The 24771-nt window shown below is 43.0% G+C and carries 18 protein-coding genes; 6 read left to right on the top strand and 12 right to left on the bottom strand.

Annotation, left to right across the window (positions count from 1 at the left end; genetic code table 11):
• Window positions 1-22 precede the first annotated feature (22 nt).
• The 7 genes from ABIB30_RS18275 to ABIB30_RS18245 all read right to left on the bottom strand — a co-directional run bounded on the left by ABIB30_RS18275 (window position 23) and on the right by ABIB30_RS18245 (window position 14495).
• On the bottom strand, window positions 23-1252 hold the full coding sequence (locus ABIB30_RS18275) for a right-handed parallel beta-helix repeat-containing protein (protein WP_354304486.1): 1230 nt from the start codon (window positions 1250-1252) through the stop codon (window positions 23-25).
• A 5-nt stretch (window positions 1253-1257) separates the two neighbouring features.
• Entirely contained in the window at window positions 1258-2337 is a 1080-nt protein-coding gene (locus ABIB30_RS18270; RefSeq protein ID WP_354304484.1) for a DUF5017 domain-containing protein, read from the bottom strand.
• A 1-nt stretch (window position 2338) separates the two neighbouring features.
• Window positions 2339-4315, bottom strand: a complete 1977-nt coding sequence (locus ABIB30_RS18265) for a RagB/SusD family nutrient uptake outer membrane protein (RefSeq protein WP_354304483.1) — start codon at window positions 4313-4315, stop codon at window positions 2339-2341.
• 16 nt (window positions 4316-4331) lie between these two features.
• A complete protein-coding gene (locus ABIB30_RS18260; protein WP_354304481.1) occupies window positions 4332-7475 on the bottom strand; it encodes a SusC/RagA family TonB-linked outer membrane protein in 3144 nt (1047 codons plus the stop codon).
• 25 nt (window positions 7476-7500) lie between these two features.
• The gene (locus ABIB30_RS18255) at window positions 7501-9876 is read right to left on the bottom strand and encodes a glycoside hydrolase family 3 N-terminal domain-containing protein (protein ID WP_354304479.1); all 2376 of its coding nucleotides are present in this window, start codon (window positions 9874-9876) and stop codon (window positions 7501-7503) included.
• 125 nt (window positions 9877-10001) lie between these two features.
• Window positions 10002-14156, bottom strand: a complete 4155-nt coding sequence (locus ABIB30_RS18250) for a two-component regulator propeller domain-containing protein (RefSeq protein ID WP_354304477.1) — start codon at window positions 14154-14156, stop codon at window positions 10002-10004.
• A 180-nt stretch (window positions 14157-14336) separates the two neighbouring features.
• Window positions 14337-14495 (bottom strand): recombinase family protein, encoded by a 159-nt coding sequence (locus ABIB30_RS18245; RefSeq protein ID WP_354304622.1) that lies wholly within the window; start codon window positions 14493-14495, stop codon window positions 14337-14339.
• Between the two features lie 130 nt (window positions 14496-14625).
• Here ABIB30_RS18245 and ABIB30_RS18240 point away from each other — a divergent pair, with 130 nt between their 5' ends.
• Both ABIB30_RS18240 and ABIB30_RS18235 read left to right on the top strand, forming a co-directional pair.
• A complete protein-coding gene (locus ABIB30_RS18240) occupies window positions 14626-14751 on the top strand; it encodes a hypothetical protein (protein ID WP_354304475.1) in 126 nt (41 codons plus the stop codon).
• A 655-nt stretch (window positions 14752-15406) separates the two neighbouring features.
• A complete protein-coding gene (locus ABIB30_RS18235) occupies window positions 15407-15661 on the top strand; it encodes a hypothetical protein (protein WP_354304473.1) in 255 nt (84 codons plus the stop codon).
• A 409-nt stretch (window positions 15662-16070) separates the two neighbouring features.
• On the opposite strand, the gene ABIB30_RS18230 is transcribed toward ABIB30_RS18235, so the two are convergent.
• Complete coding sequence (locus ABIB30_RS18230) at window positions 16071-17450, bottom strand: sulfatase family protein (protein WP_354304471.1); 1380 nt, start codon at window positions 17448-17450, stop codon at window positions 16071-16073.
• Window positions 17451-17605: 155 nt separating this feature from the next.
• Here ABIB30_RS18230 and ABIB30_RS18225 point away from each other — a divergent pair, with 155 nt between their 5' ends.
• From ABIB30_RS18225 to ABIB30_RS18215, 3 genes are all read left to right on the top strand, one after another.
• Window positions 17606-17794: a hypothetical protein gene (locus ABIB30_RS18225; RefSeq protein WP_354304470.1), complete on the top strand. Its 189-nt coding sequence runs from the start codon at window positions 17606-17608 to the stop codon at window positions 17792-17794.
• Between the two features lie 72 nt (window positions 17795-17866).
• Window positions 17867-18070, top strand: coding sequence for a hypothetical protein (locus tag ABIB30_RS18220; RefSeq protein ID WP_354304468.1), 204 nt, complete (start codon window positions 17867-17869; stop codon window positions 18068-18070).
• A 132-nt stretch (window positions 18071-18202) separates the two neighbouring features.
• The gene (locus tag ABIB30_RS18215) at window positions 18203-18694 is read left to right on the top strand and encodes a DinB family protein (protein WP_354304466.1); all 492 of its coding nucleotides are present in this window, start codon (window positions 18203-18205) and stop codon (window positions 18692-18694) included.
• On the opposite strand, the gene ABIB30_RS18210 is transcribed toward ABIB30_RS18215, so the two are convergent.
• Both ABIB30_RS18210 and ABIB30_RS18205 read right to left on the bottom strand, forming a co-directional pair.
• Window positions 18695-20374, bottom strand: a complete 1680-nt coding sequence (locus ABIB30_RS18210; RefSeq protein WP_354304464.1) for a sodium:solute symporter family transporter — start codon at window positions 20372-20374, stop codon at window positions 18695-18697. It lies immediately after the preceding gene.
• Between the two features lie 108 nt (window positions 20375-20482).
• Complete coding sequence (locus ABIB30_RS18205) at window positions 20483-21364, bottom strand: inositol oxygenase family protein (RefSeq protein WP_354304462.1); 882 nt, start codon at window positions 21362-21364, stop codon at window positions 20483-20485.
• Window positions 21365-21538: 174 nt separating this feature from the next.
• Between ABIB30_RS18205 and ABIB30_RS18200 the strand changes: the two genes are divergently transcribed.
• A complete protein-coding gene (locus tag ABIB30_RS18200) occupies window positions 21539-22558 on the top strand; it encodes a LacI family DNA-binding transcriptional regulator (RefSeq protein WP_354304460.1) in 1020 nt (339 codons plus the stop codon).
• Here ABIB30_RS18200 and ABIB30_RS18195 read toward each other — a convergent pair.
• Both ABIB30_RS18195 and ABIB30_RS18190 read right to left on the bottom strand, forming a co-directional pair.
• Window positions 22553-23914 carry an MFS transporter gene (locus ABIB30_RS18195; protein ID WP_354304458.1) on the bottom strand — a complete coding sequence of 454 codons (1362 nt, stop codon included), beginning with the start codon at window positions 23912-23914 and terminating at the stop codon, window positions 22553-22555. The two genes, ABIB30_RS18200 and ABIB30_RS18195, sit on opposite strands and share 6 nt — an antisense overlap.
• 40 nt (window positions 23915-23954) lie before the next feature.
• Window positions 23955-24770: an SDR family oxidoreductase gene (locus ABIB30_RS18190; protein WP_354304456.1), complete on the bottom strand. Its 816-nt coding sequence runs from the start codon at window positions 24768-24770 to the stop codon at window positions 23955-23957.
• Between the last annotated feature and the right edge of the window lies 1 nt (window position 24771).

Raw genomic sequence — 24771 nt, 5'->3', positions numbered from 1 at the left:
ATTTGATTTAATTTGCAGGCTTCTAATAATTTCCCGAATTACTGATTCCAGTTTTCAGGAAGAGGTTACCGGCAGCTGTCTGGTTTGAATACACGCCACCACCGTTTGCATTGAAATTGGCAACGTTAAGATTAGCTCCATTCAGCCATATTGTTCCCGCCGGTATCATGTTATTATTGATTTTAATGGAATATTCCATATCGATAGCATTATCCCTGTAATAGCCAATTCCGTGATAGGCATCATTACCTGTTGCACTCATGTTGATGGTATTGCCAGAGACAACTACATTTTTAAGATAAGGGAAGGCCGGCAGGTTCGAATATTCATAAAGCAGCACTCCGGAACCATTCATTGTATTGCCAGAGATCGTAACATTCTGTCCGTTACGCACTTTTACCGCTCCACCGCTCCCATTTGCAGGCCATCCTGAAATGGTATTTCCGGAAATGACCAAGCCATTGAAGCTATGTGCATACAGTCCATGATCGGTAAGAGAATCAATTGGATTCAGTGCTGTATTCCTGTTCAGTATATTACTGGATATAGTTGATCCTGCCAAGCTGTTATCGTTTATTGCGCAAACAAAATAACCTGTAGAACCACCATTGCCAAAGGTATTGTTCAGTATTCGGGCATTGGTAGTATTTTTTACCCATACGCCCCTGCCGGGATCAGCAGAACGGTGACAAAAAACAGAGTTGGTCACCAGAGCGCTGTCGTTACTCAGGAACTCCAGGTAGTCATCTTTCAGGTTATTGGTTTTGTTGGTGGCTACAGCCCTTTTTCCATAATCAAACAGACAATATTTGAGGGTGGTATTTTTTGCACCTGTAATTGCAAACCTGATATTCCAGAAAGTAATACCCGAGAAAAGACAGTTGTTAAACTCACTATTATAGTTAATTGTTAATATGGTGCTCAATGCGCTTGCATCAAAAACAGGGTTTGTTGTGGTTTGCTTAATCAGTTTCACACCCGCTTTCATCACAATTTTACCGGTGATAGTATAGGTGCCGGCCTGTATTTTTACTGTATCACCAGCATTGGCACTGGCGATGACAGCATTCATCTGTGCCAATGACATACCAGTTTCGATCACACGATCCGCTACCGCGTTTGTTACGGGCAATACTGCTGAGGATGCCGTCATTACAGGTGCGGGTTGCAACAGCGCCTGTTTACTGCAGGAGAAAGCGAATAAAGCTATCCCTGCAAAAATCAGGTTTAAAGTAAAGAGTTTCTTTTTCATGGTGCTTATTTTACGATAATTTGTACGGTGGTTTCTTTGGTGGCTGATTCATCTGCAGTACTGTTCGCAGCTACAAATACTGAGTTATAGCTTCCTGCGGCTGTATATTTATACTGGTAAGAACTTAGTGTTGCAGATATGTTCTTAATGGCTAGCCCCGCATCAGGTGTTACCCTTGAAAGATCTATTGGTCCCATAATCGCCCAGGCTTCTGCAGGTGCTGTAGCGGCTGCGGCCGTAGCAGCTCCGGTAATCACCAATGAAGTACCATCTGTATATACCCAACCAAGCTTGTTCAGGTTTTTTGATGGATCGTAGGATACTGCCCAGCCTGGCCCATAGGTTGAATTGCCATAATTGCTGATCGCCTTGGTGGGTCCGTTTAAACTTGCATTAGTGTAAGTACTTCCGTCAGCAAGAACATTGTTGAGGGTAAGCGCACTGATGGTCCACTTGTTCTGGATGGTACCGGCAACCGCCAAATATTTAAAGGCGATATATACAGGCTTACCATCCTTAGAAAAATCTGACAGGTCGATTGTACCAGATGCCACTGCTGCTGCCGCTCCGGTGGAAAGCAATGCCCTGCTGGTAATATCTGTCCAGGTAGCACCGGCTATATTGGCATTCGTAGCACTGGTATCGCGCACCTGCACACCTGCCGCTGTGCGCAGAACTACACTTTTAAAGTCCGACGATACCAACAGGCTTAGCGAACCAGCCTGGGGACCTCCCGCTCTTAAGTTGCTGAACTTTAACTGTGGAATACCTGCTGCTTTTACCCGGGTACGGTACTCGTAATTTTTTCCCGGTTCGCCGGAATAAAAAGTAATGATATCGGGATTACCCGTAAAGGCAAAATTGGTGGTATCGCCCAGGGCGAATGACGTACCCGAAGAACCATTTCTGGTTGTTGCCTGTACTGTAAAGGATGATACAGGTTTAACCTCATCTTTTTTACTGCAGGATGCCGCAGCGAGTGTTAGTGCAGCGATAAAGAATACAAATGTTTTGCGCATAATCTGAGCTTTAAAATTCATGGAGGAATAGATCTCCGATATCATTAATTCAGTTCGTGTTATCATATTACCAGCCCGGGTTTTGTGTGGCCAGCTTATTCACCGAAATCTCTGAAGCCGGGATCGGGAAGAGCAGGTTCCGTGCTGTAATATTTTGCCCTGCGAGTGATCCGAAAGAAAATGTGAGCCCGTTGGCTTTGATATCCGCGCTCACCGCATTCATCACCGGCACCCATTTGCCCCATCGGATTAGGTCGGCTTTCCTCAGCGATTCAAAGCACAATTCCCTTGCACGCTCATCTTCGAGGGCGAGCTGGAATCCTGCTTTGTCAAGTCCGGTGAGATCTACCTGCGATGTAGCAATACTGGCTGTAGCCGTGGCCCTCAGACCTGCATAGGTAAATATGGCGCCCGTCCCGTTTGAAGCACCGGCAGTTTGTGCAGGTGCGGTGCTATTGGAAGTACCGGCAGTAGTAACAGTATATAAGTTATTTCCGTTGAAAACCTGGGTACCAGTCGTATATACGGTATTTGCTGTCCAGGCAGTACCAATGATTACAGTTGGTGCAAAGGTATAACCGATACCAGGTGTTAGCACTGCCAGAGCAGTAACCTTTCCTGTGGTGGCTACAGTTGCCACACCCGTTGCTCCCGAACCGCCGCCACCCGTAAAAGTAACCGGCACACTAGTCTGGGATGCTAGATATCCTGTATTGCCGGTGGTTGCCAGCGTCAGGTTGCCGACTACAGATACCGAGGCCACCGCCGTATTTGCAGCCAGGCCAAAACCGCGTCTTCTCACCTGGTTGATCGCATTGTAGGCCGCAGCACTTGGTCCGTTGATATGGTTTTCAGCTTCTGCAAGCATCAGTAATACATCCGCATAGCGCAGCAGCGGGAAATTCACAGGAGTATAATTTTTACTTTTAACTGCAGAAAGTTCATACTCCCTTCTAAATTTTCCTGCATTCCGGTTATAAATCTGTGCCGGAGTCCAGTAAATATATGACACCGGTGTAGTGGTAGTATTGTAACTGTAGGGTGCAATCGCACAATTCCTTCGCTGGTCGCCCGCGCTGTAAAGGTTAAACAATTTCCCTGTCGTGTTGATAAACGCGTAGCTGTATCCTATTGCATCGGAGTTAGCAGTAAGCTGGATGCCGTTCGTATTTGCAAGACGGTTAGTATTGCCCAGCCCATCGGCCCCGGTACCTTTGTTCTCTACCTCCCACATGCTTTCTTTCACATCGTATATATCCTGGTGGAGATTAATGAACATCTGCCTGTAGCTGGGGTTGAGGCTATGTTCACCAGATTGCTGTACCTTCTGCGCCCACTTCAGTGCGTTTGCATACTGGCTTTCATCATTCAGCGGATTTCCGGCCATGCTGAGGCAAACCCTTGCAAGTATACCCTCTACAACAGTTTTCGATACCCTTCCTCCGAAACCTATGGCAGTTGAAGTGTTTACCTTCGCCTCGGCCGATTCCATATCAGTTATGATCTGCTTGTAAATATCTTTGGCGGGTGTTCTTATCAGATCTACCTCCGTAACAGATGCTGTAGGACTGGTTTTCAGTGGTACATCTCCGAAATTAGTTACCAGCAGGTAATAATAATATCCTCTCAGAAACAATGCCTCTCCCAGGATCACCTGCCTTTTGGTTTCATCCATTGGCGGCAGCTCGATATTACTGATCAGGATATTGGCCCTTTCTATGCCCTGGTATAACTGCGTCCAGAAATTATTCAGATCGGCGTTGCCATAATCAAAATTATAGACCATGATGCCTGTGGTTTGGGCAGAGCGGTTGTAAAATCCCTCGTCCGTACTTGCACCCAGCTGATCAAACATATTGTCGCCGTAGATACCCGGGTTGCCCAGGGGCTGGTAAACACCAGCTAGGGCATTGGTTAGCTTAGCTTCAGTGTTGTAATAACTTGTCTGCTGCAGCGAGTCTGTAGGTGTAGTGTCCAGGAACTTTTTGCAGGATGCCAGTCCGGTACAGAGCACAACGATCATGGCGAATATTAAGCGTTTCATAAACAATATTTTAAGATTAAAAAGTAAGGTTTGCACCAAAGGCAATCGTTCTTGCCCTTGGGTACGCACTGTAATCAAATCCCCCGGTCAGCACCGAGTTATAAGTATCCACTTCAGGATCCAGGCCCGAATATTTTGTCCAGGTATAGATATTCTGGCCAGAAACATAGACTCTGAGCGCCGCAATATTTACCCGTTTCAAAAGTGATTTTGGCAGGTTATATCCTATGGAGGCCGTTTTCAACCTCAGGTAAGATCCGTCCTCTACAGTAGCAGAAGAATAACCGCCGCCATAATAGCCTCCTGCACGGTAATTTGAGGATTGCTGGTTGGCGGGGCTCCACCTGTCGTTATAGGAAGCAAATTGCTCCAGGTAAACCCTGCTCAGAGCATTGCCCTCAAACACCATTCGGTTCACATTCTGGATGTCATTACCGTAAGACCACTGAAAGAAAATATTCAGGTCAAAGTTTTTGTAGCTGAAGTTGTTGCCAAAGCCACCCGTATGAATAGGCTGGCTATGACCGATCACCGTATAATCCGATGAGTTTACTGTACCGTCACCATTCAGGTCTTTGTACTTCACATCTCCGGGCTGTATGCTGGTGCGGGTATTTCCGTTTCCGGCAACATTATCTCTCAGCACATATGTTCCTGCCGCCGTTTTGTTAAAGTCGCCATATTGGTAAACCCCGTTTGCTACGTAACCGTACATCAAACCAAGGGGCTGGCCAACCTTAGCGATATACGCCGGTATCGAGCTCCAGGCATTATCCCAGGAAATAGACGACGTAAGGCTCTCCTGTCCGTTTGCCAGTGCAAGCACCTTGTTGCGGTTGAAAGAGATATTGAAGCTGCTTGACCAGCTGAAGTTTTTAGTTTTGATATTTGTGGTATTCAGCGTAAGCTCCAGGCCCTGGTTCTGCACGCTTCCGATATTGGTGATGGCCGTATTGTAGCCTGTGGAGGTTGGAATGGATGCGTTGAGCAACAGGTTTTTTGTCTTTTTATGGTATACATCAGCAGTAAAACTGATCCGGTTGTCCAGGAATCCCAGATCTACCCCCGCATCATATTGTGCCGTGCTTTCCCATTTCAGGTTGGGATTGCCTACTGTAAGCGGTTTAATGCTGGATACATAGGCATTATTAAATGAATAAGTAAATGCTGCGGGTACACCTGTTGTGGACAGGTAACTGAAATCACCCACCCTGTTGTTCCCTGTCTTGCCATAACTCAGGCGCAGCTTACCTTCAGAAAGTACCTTGCTGTCCTTTAAGAATTTCTCCTGGCTAAACCGCCAGGCAAGGGCTGCAGAGGGAAAATACCCCCAGTGGTTCTCTTCGCTGAACTTTGAGGAACCGTCCGCCCGGTAAGAAAGCGTAAGGTAATACAGTGAGTTGTAATTATAGCTTACCCTGCTCAGTACAGAGGCTGCACGCCATAACGAACTTAGGGCAATGGTTGAGGCCGGATTCAGTGTTCCCTCGTCCATTCCGCTGATGCCGAGCGTTTCATTTGGCAGGAAATTGCTACCAAAACCATAGGTACTGGATGTGTTTCCCTGCTCCGTGAAACCGGCAATGGCGTTAAAATTGTGTAGTTTATTGAAGGTTTTTGTATAGGTCAGGGTATTTTCATTGGCCCAGTTGTTCACTTTCGCTGTGGAAACAGAGCCATTTACCCCGTTAGTTTTACCAGCGTTGGTGAGCGGGCTTCCATAATAGGTTAAGGAGTTGTTGAAGTTTTCCCTGCTGGCAGTACTGTTATTGAGGACGCCAGTTATCCGTAACACCAGACTGGGGATTATAGTATAATTGATATAGGTATTGACGTTGAGGTTATCAGTTTTGATATTACGAACGATGTTGGCCTGGTTCAGTACCGGGTTAAACTTGTAGTCATTTGAAGAATCGGTTGTAGGGTCCAGTGCCTGGCTATCTGAATAAGGGATCAGCGGGTTATAGCCCCATACGCTGTATAAGATACTTGTAGTTGCGCTATTTGTGGACTGCGAAACGCTGTTGCCCGATTGTGAGAGGTGTGCATAGTTTGCATTAATGCCCACTTTTAATTTATCATTGATTGTCTGATCGAGCGTAATCCTCCCTTGCGACCTTCCATATCCCGTGTTGATGATCGTACCGTCCTGATCATCGATTGAACCGGAGATGGAGTACAGGGTTTTGTCATTACCACCCCTTATGGCCAGCGAATAGTTCCTCAGGCTTCCCGTTCTGAAAAATGGCGACTGCCAGTCGGTAGCCGCAACATTCCTGTAATCTTCCAGCATTTTTCCCGGAACCGTCAGGTAAGAATATGTTGGTGTAAGGTTTACCGCTGATCCTGCTGTAGGATCACGTTCCAGTTGGTATTTCAGGAAATCATAACTATCCATCAGCTCCATAGTATTGATGTTTTTACTGAAGCTCTGTGTAGTATTGAAGGTGATTACAGCGTTACCGGCCTTACCTTTTTTTGTGGTGATAATCACCACACCATTGGCACCGCGTGCCCCATAAATGGCCGTTGCGGATGCATCTTTCAATACTTCCAGTGATTCTATATCCTGCGGATTAAACACGTTCAGGTTAAAGCCTTCTACCGGGAAGCCATCGATCACGTACAGAGGCGAGTTATCCTGGGTAATCGAGTTTGCCCCCCTTACTACGATGTTCACTGCCGATCCCGGCTGGCCATCTGATGAACTTACCTGCACACCAGCAATCCTTCCTGCCAGTGCCTCATCGATTGATTTCACCGGTGCCTTATTCAGGTCGGGCATACTCACCTGCCCCACAGCACCTGTGAGGTCTTTTTTCTTTGCAGTACCGTAACCGATCACCACCACTTGGTTTAATCCTGTGGACAGTTCAACAAGTTTCACAGTTAGTATACTCCTGCCCCCCAAGGCCTGCTGCTGGGTATTGTAACCTACAAAACTGAATATCAGCACTGCATTCAGGTCTGCGGTTTTAATGGCAAATTTCCCTTCACCGTCAGTCAAGGTTGTTGTTTTAGTATTCTTTACCTGTACGCTTACGCCGGCCAGGATTTGGTTATTGTCGTCTTTTACTATTCCTGTAACTTTTGTCTGGGCAGATGCACTGATTGCAAAGACCAGGAGCAGCAATAGAAGAGTTGGTAATTTTATTTTCATATCAATCTGTTAAGGGTGGTCCTGATTATTTTATTTCGAAACTTCCGGTCAGTCTGATATCTTCAGAAGAAGAGCCGAGCATTACTTTAAATACACCGGGTTCTACCAGGTACTGCATCTCCCTGTTGTACAACTTCAGGTCGTCCTGTACAATTTTAAAAGTGACGTCTTTGCTTTCCCCGGGCTGCAGGGTGATCCGTTCAAAACCCCGCAGCACCTTTTCATAGGTGGTTACGCTGCTCAGCACATCACGCAGGTATAACTGTACCACCTCGTCGCCTGTGACCTTGCCAGTGTTGCTTACCTTTAGAGAAATTGTGATATCCTGGTTTACTGAAACAGGGCTGATGACCAGGTTACTGTAGCTGAAGGTGGTATAACTTAGTCCAAACCCGAAGGGATATAGCAATCCTTTGATCTTCGCCTGCTCACCCTCGTCAGTTTGTGAGTTGGGCTTTGCCGGGAAGTTGAGGGGTAGCTGACCTACAGATTTCGGAAAAGTCAGCGTCAGTTTACCGCCCGGATTATAATCACCAAACAGCACATCTGCCAGTGCATTTCCACCCTGCACACCAGGATATCCCGCGTATATGATGCCTGCAACGTTTTGATCTATCCAGTTTATAGTCATTGGCTGCGCACCGATCAGCACAACTACCACTGATTTTCCTGTTGCTTTAACCGCCTTGATTAACCGCAGCTGAAAGCCAGGAAGGTCAAGGCTTGTACGGCTCTTGTTTTCTCCGGCCGTAAGGGTATTACCTCCCAGCACCACCACCGCTGCATCTGCTTCTGAGGCAGTTTTGACAGCATGGTCTATCATCTGCTGCTCTGCCTGATCAGGGTCCTGCGGCAGTATCTCACTTTCGGGCCATGTTTTATCTACCAGAGTGCATCCCAGGGCATAGGTTACCTTACCATCTCCTAATTTAGCGCGTATACCCTCCAGGATATTTGTGCTCCTGGAAGCCAGCGGGCCATAATGAGAATGTGCGTATTCATCATTTGTTGCATTGGGGCCGATTACTGCAACCCGTTGAGATTTTGAAAGCGGAAGTATATTGCCCTTGTTCTTCAATAGAACAATGCTCTCCCGCGAAGCACGGAATGCAACGGCCCTGTGTGCAGTTGAATTCACAATTTTAGCGGTTGCATTTTCATCTTCCACATAAGGGTGATCAAAAAGCCCAAGTTGGAATTTCACTCTCAACACATCTGATACACGGCTGTTCACAGTATCTATGGGCAGTTTACCTTCTTTTACCAGTTCTCTTGCATACAGAATGATACTATCTGGCCTTTTAAATGTAGTTCTCACATTCATTCCTGCCATAAATGCCTGTAAAACAGCATCTTTTAAATTCGCAGCTACATGATGTTTCGAATACAGATACTCCAGTGCATCGCTGTCACTAACTACGTATCCTTTAAAACCCATTTCCTTTCTTAAACGCTGGATCAGCCAGTAATTGCTGCCCGATATCGGAATCCCGTCATAATCATTATAAGAACTCATCACGCCCATTACGCCGACTTCTTTGATCACCTTTTTAAAAGGGTACAGTAAAATGTTCTCTACCTCGCGCGGAGAAACCTGCGGGTCTGTCCTTGCCTGGCCTTCCCTTGCGCCTTTATTGGCACTGTAAACCGCAAAGTGTTTCACGGTAGCTGCAATCTGATGGTTTTGCTGCATGCCGCGGGCCATCTCCACACCTAACCTCGCTACAAGGTAGGGGTCTTCTCCATATACTTCTTCCAGCCTGCCCCAGCGCTGGTCCCTTGCCACGTCAAGTACTGGCGCGTAAACATTGGTATAACCCAGTGCACGGGCTTCCATGCCTGTGATGATACCCATCTGATGCACAAGGACTCTGTTCCAGGTCATGCCCATATTCAGCTGGTCCGGAAAAGCAGTAGCTTCATAAGCTTCTACCCCTCTCAGGCCTTCATTAGTAAAATCGACCGGTATTCCCAGCCTGGTTTGTTCAATGAAGAAACGCTGGGTTTCATTCATCGCCTTTACATGTTTCCTGATATCGGTAACAAGGGGTGATTGAGATGTTACTCCCCAGCTGACAAAGCCATTTAGGTGTTCATCGATATTGGCAATCCCATCTTTCCAGATTTCGTTTTTCCAGGCCGCAGTGGGCAGCGAATCTTTCAGAATTCTTTTCCATCCATAGAGGGTTGCCATCTGGCAGGTTTTTTCTTCGAGGGTCATCCGCGAAACCAGGTCGGCAGTTCGCCTTTCTGCAGATTCGTTGGGATCTTCATAAATATCTTTCTTCCCATTCTTGTTCAGGTCTATCCATCCCCTTTTATAAATAGAAGGATCTTTTTTAAATGACAGGCATAAGAATAAGGTACAGAAAAATACAAAGCATGTAATGGTTAGCTTCATCTTTGTTTGTTTTGGTTTGTTGATGAGCTAATTTGATGAGTATTCTCAGCAAAGGGAGGGTACAATTCCGCCTTTTTGGGGGTACAAATTGGTCAGAACAGGAATAGAGGGTGATTTTGTGGTCACTAGAGCTGCATATGATCATCCAGGAACTCGGAAGGGGACTTACCGAATTGTTTCCTGAACTCTTTACTGAAATATTTTCTGTCGCTGAATCCTGCTGCGTATGCTATCTCAGCAATACCCAACTGATGCTGGATCAGCAGCTGCATTGCATAATTCAGCCTTACCGACTTGATGAATTCTACAATTGTAAGACCAGTCAGCGCTTTGACCTTTCTATAAAGTACAGTCTGGCTCATGCCTATTTCATTTACCAGTGCCGTTACTCCAAAGTCTGCATCTTCTATATGTAGTTCAATGCAGTGCATCAGCCTGGCCAGAAACTTTTCATCTTCAGACTGGATTACTTTATTCTGTGGCAACAGCGTGATTTGCTGCCCGTATTTCTTCCGCATACTTTCGCGGGCAAGAAACAGATTGCGCACATTCAGCTCCAGCATCTGGATGCTGAAGGGTTTAACGATGTAGGCATCTGCGCCTTTTTCCAGGCCGCCCACCTGATGGATATAATCGGCCCGTGCAGTGAGCAGCACAACGGGAATATGGCTTGTACGTTCATCCCCCTTAATCCTGCTGCATAGCTGAAGCCCGTCCATCACGGGCATGGTCACATCGCTGATAATCAGATCAGGAATAGTACTTACAGCAATTTCCCATCCCTCCATTCCGTTGACAGCTTCCTGGATTATGTACTGCCCCTCCAATGATTCCTTTACAAAACCGCGCACCTCATCATTATCCTCTACAAGCAGTATGGTATAGTTTTCCTGAAATGGAGAAACCGTCAGTCCTTCAGCAATTTCAATGTCGCTATCCATAAATCCGGGGAGTTCGGCACTATATTTTTCAGCTGTGCCCTGCATCTCTGACGGAGCATATGATTGATGATGATCATCAGCACACAACTCTTTTGCGGAGAAATGAGCTTTACCTTTTAGCATCGTAACTGTAAACCAGGTATGTCCTGTATTGTCTCCGAAGGCTGCGGTACTCTGTACCATAATGGTTCCCTTGTGCAGCTGAACAATATTTTTGGCCAGTGCAAGGCCAAGACCCCATCCCGGAGAAACCAAACTTTGCGAACTTTGGTAAAAGGTATCAAAAACACGTGCCTGCGCATCCTCCGGTATGCCTATCCCATTGTCGGTAACGCCGATTTCTACATGTTCCTCTGAACATTCAATGCTCAGCCGGATTATTCCGCCCTCAGCGGTAAATTTAAAAGCATTGGATAGCAGGTTAAACAGCACCTTCTCAAATTGAAGTGGATCAAAGTATAACTGAACAGCATCTTCTGTTGAGCTGAAATGGTAACTGATATTTTTATCCTCGCTCCATCCTGCAAAGGAGTCAAAAACACGCCGGCTAAACTGAACAACATCCTGTTCCGACACTTTCAACACCAGGTGCTCAGTTTCAATTTTACGGAAATCGAGCAATTCACTGATCAGCCTGATGAGCCTGTCAGCGTTTTGCTTCACATGCTTTAGCTGACGGTACACCGGTGCATTGCCTGCCGTAATGTTCAATAATTTTTCCAGTGGGCCCAGGATCAGTGTAAGCGGTGTGCGTATTTCATGAGAAACCTTAGTAAAGAAATCGAGCTTCATTTGGTACAACCCCTGCTGCCGGGCATGATCAAGTTGCCCATAATACAGGTCCCGTTCCAGACGCGCTTGCCTGTGGAAGAAACGAATTAGCAGGAATAGGACAGCCGCCGAGCAAATGATATATAAAAGGTAAGCCCACCAGGTTTTCCAGTATGGCGGCAGGATATGGATCAGCAAACGTTTAGGATGCGTGTTCCACAGACCATCGTTATTACTGCCGCTGACCAGAAAGACATAGTCACCCGCCGGCAGGTTAGTATAAGTTGCCGAAGGGATGCTCACTTCGTTCCAGTTTTTTTCGAAACCATCCAACTTATACCTGTATCGGTTAAGGTCGGGCTTATTGTAGTTCAATGCACTAAATTCCAGGCTAAACACATTCTGATCGTGTGTAAAGGTAAGCTCCTTACTGATGCTTATATCTTTTGCAAGCAGTTCGGTCTGGTCATTGATCCTCACAGGCTGGTTAAAGAGTTTGAGGCCTGTGAATACAACAGGCGGGGCAAAACCATTTGTGCGGATCTGCCTGGGGGTAAAGCTTACTAAACCTTTATAGGTACCGAAGTACAATTTGCCGTTGTTGTCCCTAAAGCAGGAGCTGTAGTTAAATTCATTAGTAGGCAGACCATCTCTAACGGTATAGTTCTTAAAGGTTCCTGTATTTACATTAAATTTAGATAGTCCGTTATCCGTACTGATCCACAGAATATCGTTGTCATCCGGCTGTATATTCAGAACGTTGTCACCAGGCAATCCATCTTTTATGGTATAGGTTTTGAAAGACCTGGAGGCAGGTTCATAAAGGCTTAATCCACCATGAAACACCCCAATCCATATCCTGCCAGAATGATCTTCCTTAACACAATTGATATAATTCCCTTGTAGACTGTTTTTGTTTGCAGTGTTAGCCAGAAATGGCTTAAAACTTACTGAACCGGCTTCCATCAGGTTTAGCCCTGTTCCTGTGCCCACCCAAAGGTTTTGTCTGGAATCCTCATAGATGCACTTGATCCAATTGCTGGTGAGACGGAATTTATGCGAAGAATCAGTGAGGAAATTGCTGAATTGCTGCGTTTTGGGATCAAATATATTGAGCCCTGCGGAGGTACCTACCCATAGACGGTGCCGACTGTCTTCAAGGAATGAGATCACGATATCACTCGAGATAGACCGCTGATCTGCAGGATTGTGACGATAATGCTTAAATGAATTTGATGCAGGAAGGAACAGATCCAGCCCACCCTGATGCAGACCTACCCATATACGGTTTGCCTTATCTTTATATATTGCCTTGATAAAATTAGTGCCTATACTGGAGGGATCGACCGTATTATTTAGGTAAGCCTTAAAATGATGCCGCGTTGTATCATAGTAATTAAGTCCCTTCCCTTCCGTTCCGATCCATAGATTTCCCTTGGGGTCACTGATAATGGCGCTTACAATATCGCTGCTGATACTATTTCTGAGTTTGCTGCTTTGGAAAGTGACAAATGGTATCACGTTGGGATAGATCACATTGACGCCACCAAACATGGTACCGATCCAGACTACATCCTGATTGTCAATATAGATATCCTTGATGGAATTATCACTCAGGCTTTTTGGGTTTTCGGGGTCGTGATCATATGCCTTAAACTGATGGCTATTGGTATCAAAAACATTGAGGCCATCAATTGTAGCAATCCATAACTTTCCTGACTGGTCCACAATAATTTTTCTGATATCGTTACTGCTTATGCTATTTTTTTGCAAAGGGGAATGGAAGTAGTGACTGAATGTAGAACTTCCGGGCTGGAACAGGTTAAGTCCGCCTGTTTCCGTGCCAATCCACAACCGGCCCTGCTGATCTTCGGCAATTGTTTTTACGACATCACCTTTTAAGCTTGCAGGATTTGCTGCAGATTCTGAAAATGAAGTAAATACATAACCACTATTTTTCCTGCTCATGCGGGTTAAACCTTTGTTAGTGCCAATCCACAAGTTCTGCTGCCGGTCTTCATGAATGGCGTACACCTGAGCACCTGCGATTCCGGGATGTGATTTTGTTGATGCGTAGAAATGGGTGAAGTTTCTTGATGCTGAGGACGAAAGCATATTCAATCCATTGTTTGTTCCAAACCATATGTTCCCTTTGCTGTCTTGATAACTGCAGAGTACAGTATTGTCACTCAGTCCGGCAGGATTAGAAGGTCTGTTTAAGATCCTTTCAAAAGAATCACTTTCCGGCAAATAGCGGTTAAGTCCATTACGTGAACCAATCCAGAGGTTATGCTTTTTATCTTCGAGAATTGTATAGATATAATCACTGCAGCTAATGCTTGACGGATCGTTACTGTGATAATCGTAGGTTTTAATATGGTGTGCATTGTATTTATTGAGTCCGTACCTTGTTCCGAACCACATGTACCCATGGCTGTCTTTATAAATGGAAAGCACCGTGCTTTGTGAAAGGCCGTTGGCAACCGTGATGTGATCAAATGAATGCTGTGCCCAGGCCGCGGTTAACAAGCAAAAATGTAAAATAAAAAGTAATATTTTTTTGATCATCAAGAATTGTCGTGTGAACTGCAATATAGCTATTATAGTTGTTTCTTTAGGACGTAAGCAGCTGATTAGATTAAACTCAGCTATTTACCCGGAGCTTTTTGCCTCTACCTGGATTGACTTGATGCTGATTTAGATTTGTGCGATTGGCGACAATTGTGACATCATTAATCTATACCATATTTAATCGTGATACAACAACCTCTGGCGGATGGGGCATACCAATGGCCACGGGCATTTTAATTTCCATACCACAACCTGATCACCTATTCTAAGGCTTCCTAAAAGCTTTTTAAGTTCCGGTCTATCTGTATTCTTTGCTGAAACCTTTTCCTGGTAAATAGTAGTGCATCCATATTTTATTCGTAGTTATGCGCTATCAAAGACGCTGAAGGACTATGGCTTTTTCTCATATGACATCAATGAGGCACTCCACTTATCAAATAAAGAGGAAAAAATGTTAGAAGAATCAATGAAAAACATTGCCCAAGAATACCATTCATCAATAGATAAGTTCCGTCAGGATGTAAAGATCGCGCATCTTGACCTTGATATAAAATTGATCGAAGAGAAGAAACCAATAAATAACACGATTTAAAGGCTGTTAGCCTACTTTCCATAAAGACCCGTCCGGTCCGCATAACAATAAAAAGACCGTCTGGTAATTACCAGACGGTCTTTTTATTTATTTATTATTCCATCTAAATTTTAGACTTTACATCAAATTCCTGATCAAGTCATAAACTTGTGGGGCAGGCTCTTTTTTAAGCATAAATTTTTGACACGCTCAACAGAAAGTCTTTGCTGTCACGGATGCTGTTATGCCTCTGGAAGTTGCGCTGAAAGCTTTCAATTTGCATGGGAATGACTCAGGGGAAACAAGGCCGGGCTGTTAGTAAATAAATTCAAAATAGCTAAATAATAAATCTATACCGGCCGGGTACTGCCTGAGTACTGCCTGAGTACTCGTTAGGGTAAGAGCAGTGCTAAAGTAACGCGAGAGCATGGCAAGTCTAAGTCAAAACAACTAGTTGAAATGACTTAGAGTTGCTATGCTTAAAGGCTGTTTACAACCTGCTGTCACCCCGATCTCTATTCAGGCACAACTAGATCATAACCGGATGAAGATTAATGAAATTATAATTTTCCCCTTGACTAACCCACGGACAAAGCGGACAATTGCAGACAGCTGCGGACAATTACGGACATTTTTTACGCATCAGGATAATCTTTAACGCGAATAGCCTACATTGGTGGAAAGGTATTTATTTATTATGGGAAGTTTAACGGGTAAATTTTCAAAGGGAATCCTGGACGATTTCATTTTTAAAGCAGCAGTTTGGAGTACAGCTTGTTTCAAAAGTTCTGTAAGGGGCACAATGAAACAACCAATGGGAAACCGAAAGGCATCAGAGAACTTTCGTCAAAGTAGCAAGCCTGGAAAAATCAGGATCTTTCCTCCCCCTGAGAATTCCGTTGAAGCGTTGACCGATCTCTTATCAAAGTAATCAGGAGCGTTTAATAAGGATAAATTGAACTATAAAATCAGGAAGTAATTAGCTTATTAAAGAATCGTAACCAGCTGCTTTGAACTCAAAAAATATCAAACCCAAAACTTGAAATTTAATCCCTGATCCACAAGTTTATGACTTGATCCACTTTACATCAAATTCCCCGCTTACTCCGGTAGTAGTTTTCTTAGTTTGTTTATTATAAATTTTAAAACCTTTCGCGCTTACTTTTTGACTGCTTTTATTGAAAACTATTTCATTTGCTCTCAGATCAAATTTCCCGCAACTAAACGTAGCCTTGCCGTACAATGACACGGTAGACTTATCTTTACTCCACTTCGTTGAATCCTGAGCAGTATATTTAATTCCTAAATAATTCTATGTAATTTTAAGCAGCACACAACAATCAATTCTCTGTTTTACCAGGATACCGATCAAAAAGAGCTTTCATTTCACGCGCTATTACCGGATTTTCTGCGATGACATTACTTCGTTCTCCGGGATCATAAGCCAGGTTGAAAAGCTCAATTTTATCATCAATATCATTTGCTGAAATCCCGTTACCTGATTTCCCACTTTTAACCTCTCTATATTTCCAGTTACCCTTTCGGACAGCCTCACAAATGCCACTATTGACAATATAAATCTCTTTGTGCGCAGGATGCTTAGGTCCCTTTTGAAGTAATACATTAGCAATAACCTGCCCATCAAGCGTACGATTTTCTGGTAATGGCGCATTAGCCCAATATGCCAATGTAGGCAGTACATCAAGGTTACTCATCATATCAGTGATTGTCGCCCCCACAGGCGTATGATTTTCCCAGTACACAATAAAAGGTTCACGCACCCCACCTTCATAGCTTTGTCCCTTACTCCCTTTAAAAACACCTGCCGTTCCTGCATGCCAGCGTTTAGTAGCACCGTCTGCAGACATCCGGTCAGGAAAGTCTATCCAGGGCCCGTTATCACTGGAAAAAATAAATATAGTATTATCGCCCAAGCCTTGTTTTTCTACGGCTGCCCAGACTTCAGCCAGACTTGCATCCAGTTGTTCAATAACATCACCCAATGGGCCACCTTCAGAACGTCCCTTATTTTGATCAGAAGAAGCAAATGCTACGGGTAAATGCGGCATATTATGCGCTAAGTATAGAAAAAATGGTTTATCTTTTTTCTGCTTTTTGATATAGCTTACCGCCTCATTTTTATAAAGTTCAGTAATAGAAGAATCAGCAGGTTTGATTACTTCCACTTTGCGATTTCTGAAAATTTTCAAAGTAGTATCAGTCTTCACATATGGGGCATGGTAATCATGGCTGTATAACATGCCGTAATAGGAATCAAAGCCCTGGGCATTAGGATGATTATAAATCTCGTGATCGCCAAGGTGCCATTTACCAATCATGGCTGTATTATATCCTCTTTTTTTCAGTACCTCTGCAATAGTAACTTCCTGATCATGGAGCCCCATAGCTGATCCTGGGCCAATTACGATAGGCAAATTCATTCTTGTGGCATATCTTCCGGTAAGTAAAGAAGCTCTGGAAGGTGTACAGGAAGGGCTTGAGACGACATAGTTGGTTGCTCTGATTCCTTTCTGGGCCATCTTATCCAAAAAAGGAGTCAAGATTACCGGATTTCCGTAACAACTCAAATCTGAATATCCCATATCATCAGCCAGTACAAAAATGATATTGGGCCGCTGCTGTTGTGCGTAAAGGTTCACGGTAAAGATCAGCGAGAGACAAATAAGAAAATATTTAATGACTGTTTTTTCAGGCTTCATAAACGAAAATATCAAATAATCTACAAAGATAGTATAGATTAATATTGTGTAGCAGAAAGGTGACATCGTAAAGAATTCCACAATTTTATTTTATGACAAACCATTTATAAAAGAGCTTGTTATAGCCGGAAATACAGAATAAATGCGATCAGATTATGAAAACGAAAAACAAAGAAAAAGAAAAGTCCGACCCTGTCAGAGGTTATTCTTATCGTAAACGCGGATATTATTTTCACGCAGATGAAGATTTCAGAGAAGATTGGGACTGGGGCAAAAATAAATTCCAGGAATCATCTGAGCATAAGCTTCCAAAAAAGGGATTACCAGATATTTTTATTGCCTGATCAACCTGCTATCAAGTTGATCAGGCAATAAGAACAGTTAATCTCAATGGTTAATATTAATTTTTAATCATCATGGAAAAAAGAAAAAGGATAGCTGGCAATGATACTGATAAAGCACTGACAAAAGCAGGGAGTTCAAAGCCAGGGAGATTAAAACCAGGCCAGGTAAAGCCCGGCAAATTGAAAACAGAACAGCCCCTTGCTGAAAAAGATGAGGTTAAGCAGGCTGAAGAAGATATGCGTATACGTGCCAGCACCTACCAAAAGAAAACTTAGGATACCAGTGAATGGCCAATGGCCTGATTACCCCCTGAGATTGCCGTATTCACACCCCATATTCTAACATAAAAGCGCCTAGATTTACTATATAAATAATTAAATACTAACCCACTAGTAAATCTAAACAAGATGAAAACAGCTAGCGAAAGAATGAATTCATTACTCGTTTTATACGATATGTACACTAAATTTTTCCCAAAAGCTTTAGATGGTCTTTCGGATCAGGATGCACAAAACAGGCTCCATACCAAAGCAAATCACATTGCCTGGATTACGGGCAGTCTGGTACAGGAAAGATATACATTGGCAGGAATTCTGGGAACAAAACTACAGCAATCTGCGCATGAGCTTTTCAAAGATCACCAGGGAATACAGGATGAAACTACCTACCCGTCTCTGGAAACATTTCAGCAAGACTGGGATAAAATCAGCCCTATCCTAAAAGACTTGCTGATGAAAGTCAGCGATGAAAAACTGGACAGCATTTTTGAAATGATGCCTGGTTATAAGATGAGCATTTATGACCTCATTTCCTTTACCACTTACCGGGAAGCCAGCTGCATCGGCCAGATTGCTTTATGGCGGAGATTATTGGGCCACCCGGGGATGAAATACGATTAGTTACCAGAAACGTGCATAAATTGCAATTAACAGCAACAGTATAGATACGATTAACACAATTGATGATGGTTTTAGCTTAAACATTTGTGCATCCAGTTCAAAAGCTTTAGGATTGATACGCGGACCTAAAATACTTGTACCAACCATAACCAGCACAGTAATGATGAAAGACCAGCTCAGGCAAATAAAGAATGGAATTTCATATATCCCGTCCATATTTCGAAAAGCTGTGTATAAAATTGTTTCCGGGCCAAATACTTTTACTGCAAATTCATTAAAGAAAACAGAGATCACAAAGCCAAAGATAATACCTGTAAAAGCGGCTAAACTATTGGTACGTTTCCAGAACATACCTAAAATGAAAGTCGCAAAAACTCCTGGACTGATATAGCTGGTGTATTTTTGAACAAAGGTATAACCACCTGCCCTTCCGATCCCCAGTAAATCATTCCAGGTAAACAGTACAGCGACTACCATAGAAATAACGATAGCAATACGTCCTGTCCATACCATGCGCTGTTCACTTGATTGTATATTGATATGTTTTTTATAGATATCAAGCGTAAAAATAGTCGATATACTATTGCATTTTCCAGCTAGTGAAGCTACAATAGCAGCAGTTAAAGCAGCAGCAGCCAAACCTTTTAATTCGGGGGGCAAAAGACTAAGAATAGCAGAATATGCACTGTCTTTGCCTCCTGTCAACTGTAAATGACCTCCTTTATACAATACATAAGCTATAATTCCCGGCAACATGACAATGACTGGCATTAATATTTTAAGCAGGCTCGCAAAAAGAATACCTGTACGGGCAGTCTGTAAATCAGCACCCAGTGCACGTTGTGTGATATATTGATTACAACCCCAATAATTCAGATTGCTGATCCATTGACCTGCTGCATACATTCCTACAGCGGGAAGAATCAGATATTTATTAATATCCACCTGCGAAGCACCCGGTTTAGGTTTGGCCAGCATCAGGTGAAAATGTTCCGGTGCTTCTCTCAGTAACACTTTAAAACCAGCAATAGCTTCACTGCCAACGCCAAACTTCTCGCCAACAATAGTTAAGGTCATATACGTTGTAGCCAGACCACCGATAATCAGGACGCCTACCTGGATCACATCAGTATAGCCAATTACCCGCATACCACCTAAAGTAATTATTATCGCAAATACAGCCAGACAGATCATGACGATATGAAAATAGTCGCCACCTATTAATCCATTGATAGCTAAGGCTCCTAAATATAAGATAGACGTTAAATTGATAAAAACGTACAGGAAAATCCAAAATACACTCATGATCAATGCTACACTGCCATTGTAACGGTTTTTAAGGAATTGCGGCATCGTATAGATCTTATTCTTGATATATACCGGCATAAAAAATACCGCAACAAGGATCAGTACCGCAGCTCCAAGCCATTCGTAGACAGCAACTGCTATACCTGCGAAAAACCCCTCTCCGCTCATTCCGATAAATTGTTCCGCTGATATATTAGAGGCAATAATTGAAGCCCCTATTGCCCACCAGGTCAGTGACCCTTCGGCTAAAAAGAAATTCTTAGAGTCATTAACCTTACTTTTCTTTTTGTAAACGTAGTATCCATATAAAGCGACGATGATAAAATAAATTACAAAGACGCCAATACCCCCCATTGAGAGTGTCGAGTTCATAGTTTGATATTTGGTTGTAGAATTGAGGGGATTAGATTCATTACATTAACAGCTAACCGTGTTAGGTAAATGTAATGAATCTAAAAGAAATGGTGGGCATAGCCACGCTTAAAATTTTAATTTAGCGGGCAGATATTTAGCAACCAGATCTTCATAATAAGGTTTTAGTGCTTTCCAGTCTGGCGGAACCGCACTTTTAGAGTAGAGATCAAAAGGATTAAACAGATCTACCCATTTAAACATTTCTTTATCATGGCTGGTCATCAGGTGTGCATAGGCATTTTCGCGGTGCTGAGGATAAAATGAATGATAACGAAGCATATACAAAGCTTGTTCCGGCAGATAATCTTTTAATAAATGATAGACGTATTCATCATGTCCCCAGGTCATGGTTACGTTATCCAATCCGCAGCCGGGTTCATAGATACCATACTTTGTATTGTATAATGGGTTCTTAAAATCAGGATTATCTGCAAAAAATTCAGAAAAAACTATTTTATCAGAATAAGCGCAGCCTACAGGATAACTGTCCCCTACTACTGCCCATTGTGGCTCACCGAATAAGCAAAGTACTTTTCCCATATCATGAAAAAGCCCTGTCAATACCATCCAATCGGGATGCCCCTGTGCGCGGATCGCCTCACTGGTTTGTAATAAATGTTGCAACTGATCCAGATCAGTATCCGGATCTGAGTCATCTACCAGTTGATTTAAAAAATCAAAAGCTTCCCAAACCGACATTTCCATTTGATCAAACTTCAGGTATTTTGCTCTTTTCTGCTGTACAAAATCATAAGTCTGGTTAAGATGCTGCAACCTGTAAAATTCTTTTACAGATGCTTTTTCAGGTGTCTCATAATTCCTGAATGCAGCAGTATCCTTTTCCTGAGAAATTACTTTAGGATCAGGGTAACGTGCTAACAGATCGTCTTCCCATTGGTCGAGTGAATTCAATGGATTTTCCTGGGTTGATTTGATGGCTTCTTTCATTTTACAAGTTTTAAGATTCTGATCATCAACTGATCTGTTTATTAAACAATTACCTTATTTAAATATCACGATTTGTTTCCTTAAACTGATTGATATCCTGTTAATTATTTACGTTAACGATAAAGTAAATAATCAATTATTTTTGTGTATTTTTTGGGTAAACTTGAGCTCCTTATGGAAAACATAACCATCAAAGTACTGGCCAGCAAACTGAATTTATCTGCTACCACTATTTCTAAAGCCCTACAAGATAGCTATGAGATCAGTGAGCCTACTAAAAACAGAGTAAGAGCATTAGCAGCAGAACTTAATTACACGCCAAATACCTATGCCAGGAGTTTAAGAACCCGGAAAAGTGAAACCATAGCAGTTGTATTACCTGAAATTGCAGATCACTTTTTTGCGTTGGTGATCAACGGTATAGAAGCCGTAGCCAGGGAAAAAGGTTACCACGTACTTATCTATTTAACGCACGAAGATTATAACCGGGAAAAAGAAATACTGGAATATATCAAAAAAGGAAGAATAGATGGGTTATTGATATCCGTAACTAAAAATACAACCGCTACGGAACACATTGCAGTTATGGAACAGGAGAATATACCTGTTATATTTTTCGACAGGGTCATGGAGCAAATGCAGCTTCCAAAGGTAGTAACGAATGATTTTGAAAGTTGTTATCAGGCTACTCAGCATCTTTTGAGTTGCGGCTGCAAAAAGATAAGCGTCTGTACGATTTCTGCAAATCTGGAGATCAGCAAGCAGAGAATCCTGGGTTATCAAAAGGCGATGACCGAAAATAATATTCCGCTGGAAGAAACCCAACTCTTGTTTTGCGATGACGACACGCAATGTTATCACCAGCTATACCGCACTTTAAAGGCTAAAGACAGACCGGATGGTCTCATTGCAATCGTCGATAAACTAACCTTACCGATCTATCAGGCCTGTGAAAAATTAAACTTAAAAATCCCTCAAGACCTGCAAGTGATCAGTTTTTCTAATAATCCAACAGCCGGAATTTTAAATCCATCTTTAACGACTGTTTCCCAGCCCGCATTTCTGATTGGACAAACTGCGGCAACACTGCTTCTCAATTCACTTGATCCAAAAAACAATAAAGTTCAGCAGGATATCACAATCATACCCTCTGAACTTATCATTAGAAATTCTACTGCTGCTAAAAAACTATAAATCAGTAATCACTTTATATTTTGGGACCAGGAATTTCATCACTGTCCATGCAACTACATAAGTTAAAGCACAAATCGTAAACATGATCGTATAGCCTGTTTGTATATGGCCTAAAGATTTATAATAATCAAAAAGCCCTCCGCCCAATTTTGACATAAACACCCCGCCTAAACCACCAGCCATACTGCCAATACCGATTACAGAACCAATACATTTTTTGGGAAACATATCAGAAACTGTTGTAAAGATATTAGCCGACCAGGCCTGATGCGCAGAAGCACCAATACCAATTAAAATAACAGGAATCCAGACACTAATATGTCCCAGAGGTTGTGCCAATAACACGACCAAAGGAAACAGCGCAATGATAAACATGGCTTTCATTCTACCATCATATGGCGTATATCCTTTTTTCATAAAATACATAGGAAACCATCCTCCTCCAATACTTCCAATCATCGTCATGCTATATAAAACAGCTAATGGAACCATGATGTCTGTATTGTCCATTCCGTACTGAACCTTGAGATAAGAAGGTAACCAGAACAGGAAAAACCACCACACCCCGTCTGTCATAAACTTACCAAAAGTAAATGCCCAGGTTTGCTTATAACCCAATAATTTAAACCAGGAAACTTTTTCAGTTTCAGTTATGCTCACCACTTGCTCATCAGGATCGTACTGGATATATTCCAGTTCGGCTTTGGATAAACGCTTTTGGGATTCCGGCTTTTCATAAAAGATAAACCAGAAAAACAACCATAGGAAACCAATAGCCCCAATGATCATAAACGCAGATTCCCATCCCCATTTCTCAGCAATCCAGGGCACAGTTAATGGAGCCAGAATAGCGCCTACATTCGCCCCGGAATTGAAAATACCAGTAGCAAGTGAGCGCTCTTTTTTAGGGAAATATTCTGCCGTGGCTTTAATAGCAGCGGGAAAATTACCCGATTCTCCGAAACCCAGTACTGCTCTTGCACAAATAAATCCGAGCACAGAAACAGAAATTCCGGTGATTCCTAAAACAGCTAATAGAGAAGAAAGTCCTTCGCCTAAAAAAATAGCTTTAGCATGCAGAATTGCACCTAAGCACCAAATGATCAAGGCGGCGGCATATCCCCATTTTGTTCCCAAACGGTCAACTATCCGGCCTGCAAATAGCATGGAAATAGCATAGACCAATTGAAAAGCAGAGGTAATATTTGCATAGTCACTGTTTGTCCAGTTGAACTCTGCCTCAAGTCTGGTGTGTAAAAGACTTAAAACCTGTCTGTCCAGGTAATTTACTGTAGTCGCAAAAAATAATAGGGCACAGATTGTCCAGCGGTAGTTACCCACTTTTTGTTCGTTCATTATATTTGGTTTGTTTTTGGTTCAGGTTGATTAATAAGGATCAGACACCTCCGAAGACCGAGAATCCTCCGTCTACACAGATCATAGCACCGGTAACAAATTGAGAAGCATCACTGAGCAACCATAAAAGAGCGCCTTTCAGCTCATCAGGATGTCCAAATCTTTTAAAAGGAGTTTGTGTAATCACTAAACTTCCTCTATCTGTATAACCACCATCCGGTTTGGTCAATAACTCACGGTTTTGCTCAGTCAGGAAAAATCCTGGTGCAATTGCATTCATTCTGATCCGGTCACCATAGCGGTTGGCCATCTCTACTGCAAACCACTGGTTATAATAATCTACTGCTGCTTTGCCCATATTATAGCCCAGCACTTTTGTAATTGCTCTTTTGGAGTTCATGGATGAAATATTCACAATACTACCTTTACCTGTTTCGGCAATAGCAGTACCAAATACCTGCGAAGGGATAATTGTTCCCCATAAATTCAGGTCCATTACTTTTTTCATCCCTTCCAGATTCATCTTAAAAATATCCTCTTCAGGCTTTAAAACACCCTCTGGCTGATTTCCTCCAGCTGCATTAACCAGACCATCAATTTTACCAAAATGATCCAGTATCTGTGTTCTGCACTGAATTAGCTGACTTTCGTCCATCACATCAGCGACCAGCGCCAAAGCCTTTCCGCCTGCTTTATTAATCGCCTCAGCGCGCTCCTGAGCTATCTTGGCATTTCTACCTAAAATACCTACCGAAGCACCTGCTTCAGCTACTGCATCTACAAATGCACCGCCTAATATTCCGGTTCCTCCGGTCACCACAATGACCTTACCTTTTAAAGAGAATAGATTTTCCATT

It is taken from the genome of Pedobacter sp. UYP1 (assembly GCF_040547305.1).
In the GTDB taxonomy this organism is placed as follows: Bacteria; Bacteroidota; Bacteroidia; order Sphingobacteriales; family Sphingobacteriaceae; genus Pedobacter.
The sequence above is the reverse complement of the archived record's forward strand: the minus strand, read 5'-3'. Positions and strand labels throughout refer to the sequence as shown.

Coding starts and splice junctions, on each gene's coding strand:
- ABIB30_RS18275 (WP_354304486.1), bottom strand. CDS start 1,252: ATGAAAAAGAAACTCTTTACTTTAAACCTGATTTTTGCAGGGATAGCT.
- ABIB30_RS18205 (WP_354304462.1), bottom strand. CDS start 21,364: ATGAAAGAAGCCATCAAATCAACCCAGGAAAATCCATTGAATTCACTC.
- ABIB30_RS18220 (WP_354304468.1), top strand. CDS start 17,867: ATGGAAAAAAGAAAAAGGATAGCTGGCAATGATACTGATAAAGCACTG.
- ABIB30_RS18210 (WP_354304464.1), bottom strand. CDS start 20,374: ATGAACTCGACACTCTCAATGGGGGGTATTGGCGTCTTTGTAATTTAT.
- ABIB30_RS18260 (WP_354304481.1), bottom strand. CDS start 7,475: ATGAAAATAAAATTACCAACTCTTCTATTGCTGCTCCTGGTCTTTGCA.
- ABIB30_RS18265 (WP_354304483.1), bottom strand. CDS start 4,315: ATGAAACGCTTAATATTCGCCATGATCGTTGTGCTCTGTACCGGACTG.
- ABIB30_RS18190 (WP_354304456.1), bottom strand. CDS start 24,770: ATGGAAAATCTATTCTCTTTAAAAGGTAAGGTCATTGTGGTGACCGGA.
- ABIB30_RS18255 (WP_354304479.1), bottom strand. CDS start 9,876: ATGAAGCTAACCATTACATGCTTTGTATTTTTCTGTACCTTATTCTTA.
- ABIB30_RS18230 (WP_354304471.1), bottom strand. CDS start 17,450: ATGAAGCCTGAAAAAACAGTCATTAAATATTTTCTTATTTGTCTCTCG.
- ABIB30_RS18240 (WP_354304475.1), top strand. CDS start 14,626: ATGAAAAACATTGCCCAAGAATACCATTCATCAATAGATAAGTTCCGT.
- ABIB30_RS18195 (WP_354304458.1), bottom strand. CDS start 23,914: ATGAACGAACAAAAAGTGGGTAACTACCGCTGGACAATCTGTGCCCTA.
- ABIB30_RS18200 (WP_354304460.1), top strand. CDS start 21,539: ATGGAAAACATAACCATCAAAGTACTGGCCAGCAAACTGAATTTATCT.
- ABIB30_RS18215 (WP_354304466.1), top strand. CDS start 18,203: ATGAAAACAGCTAGCGAAAGAATGAATTCATTACTCGTTTTATACGAT.
- ABIB30_RS18225 (WP_354304470.1), top strand. CDS start 17,606: ATGAAAACGAAAAACAAAGAAAAAGAAAAGTCCGACCCTGTCAGAGGT.
- ABIB30_RS18270 (WP_354304484.1), bottom strand. CDS start 2,337: ATGATAACACGAACTGAATTAATGATATCGGAGATCTATTCCTCCATG.
- ABIB30_RS18250 (WP_354304477.1), bottom strand. CDS start 14,156: ATGATCAAAAAAATATTACTTTTTATTTTACATTTTTGCTTGTTAACC.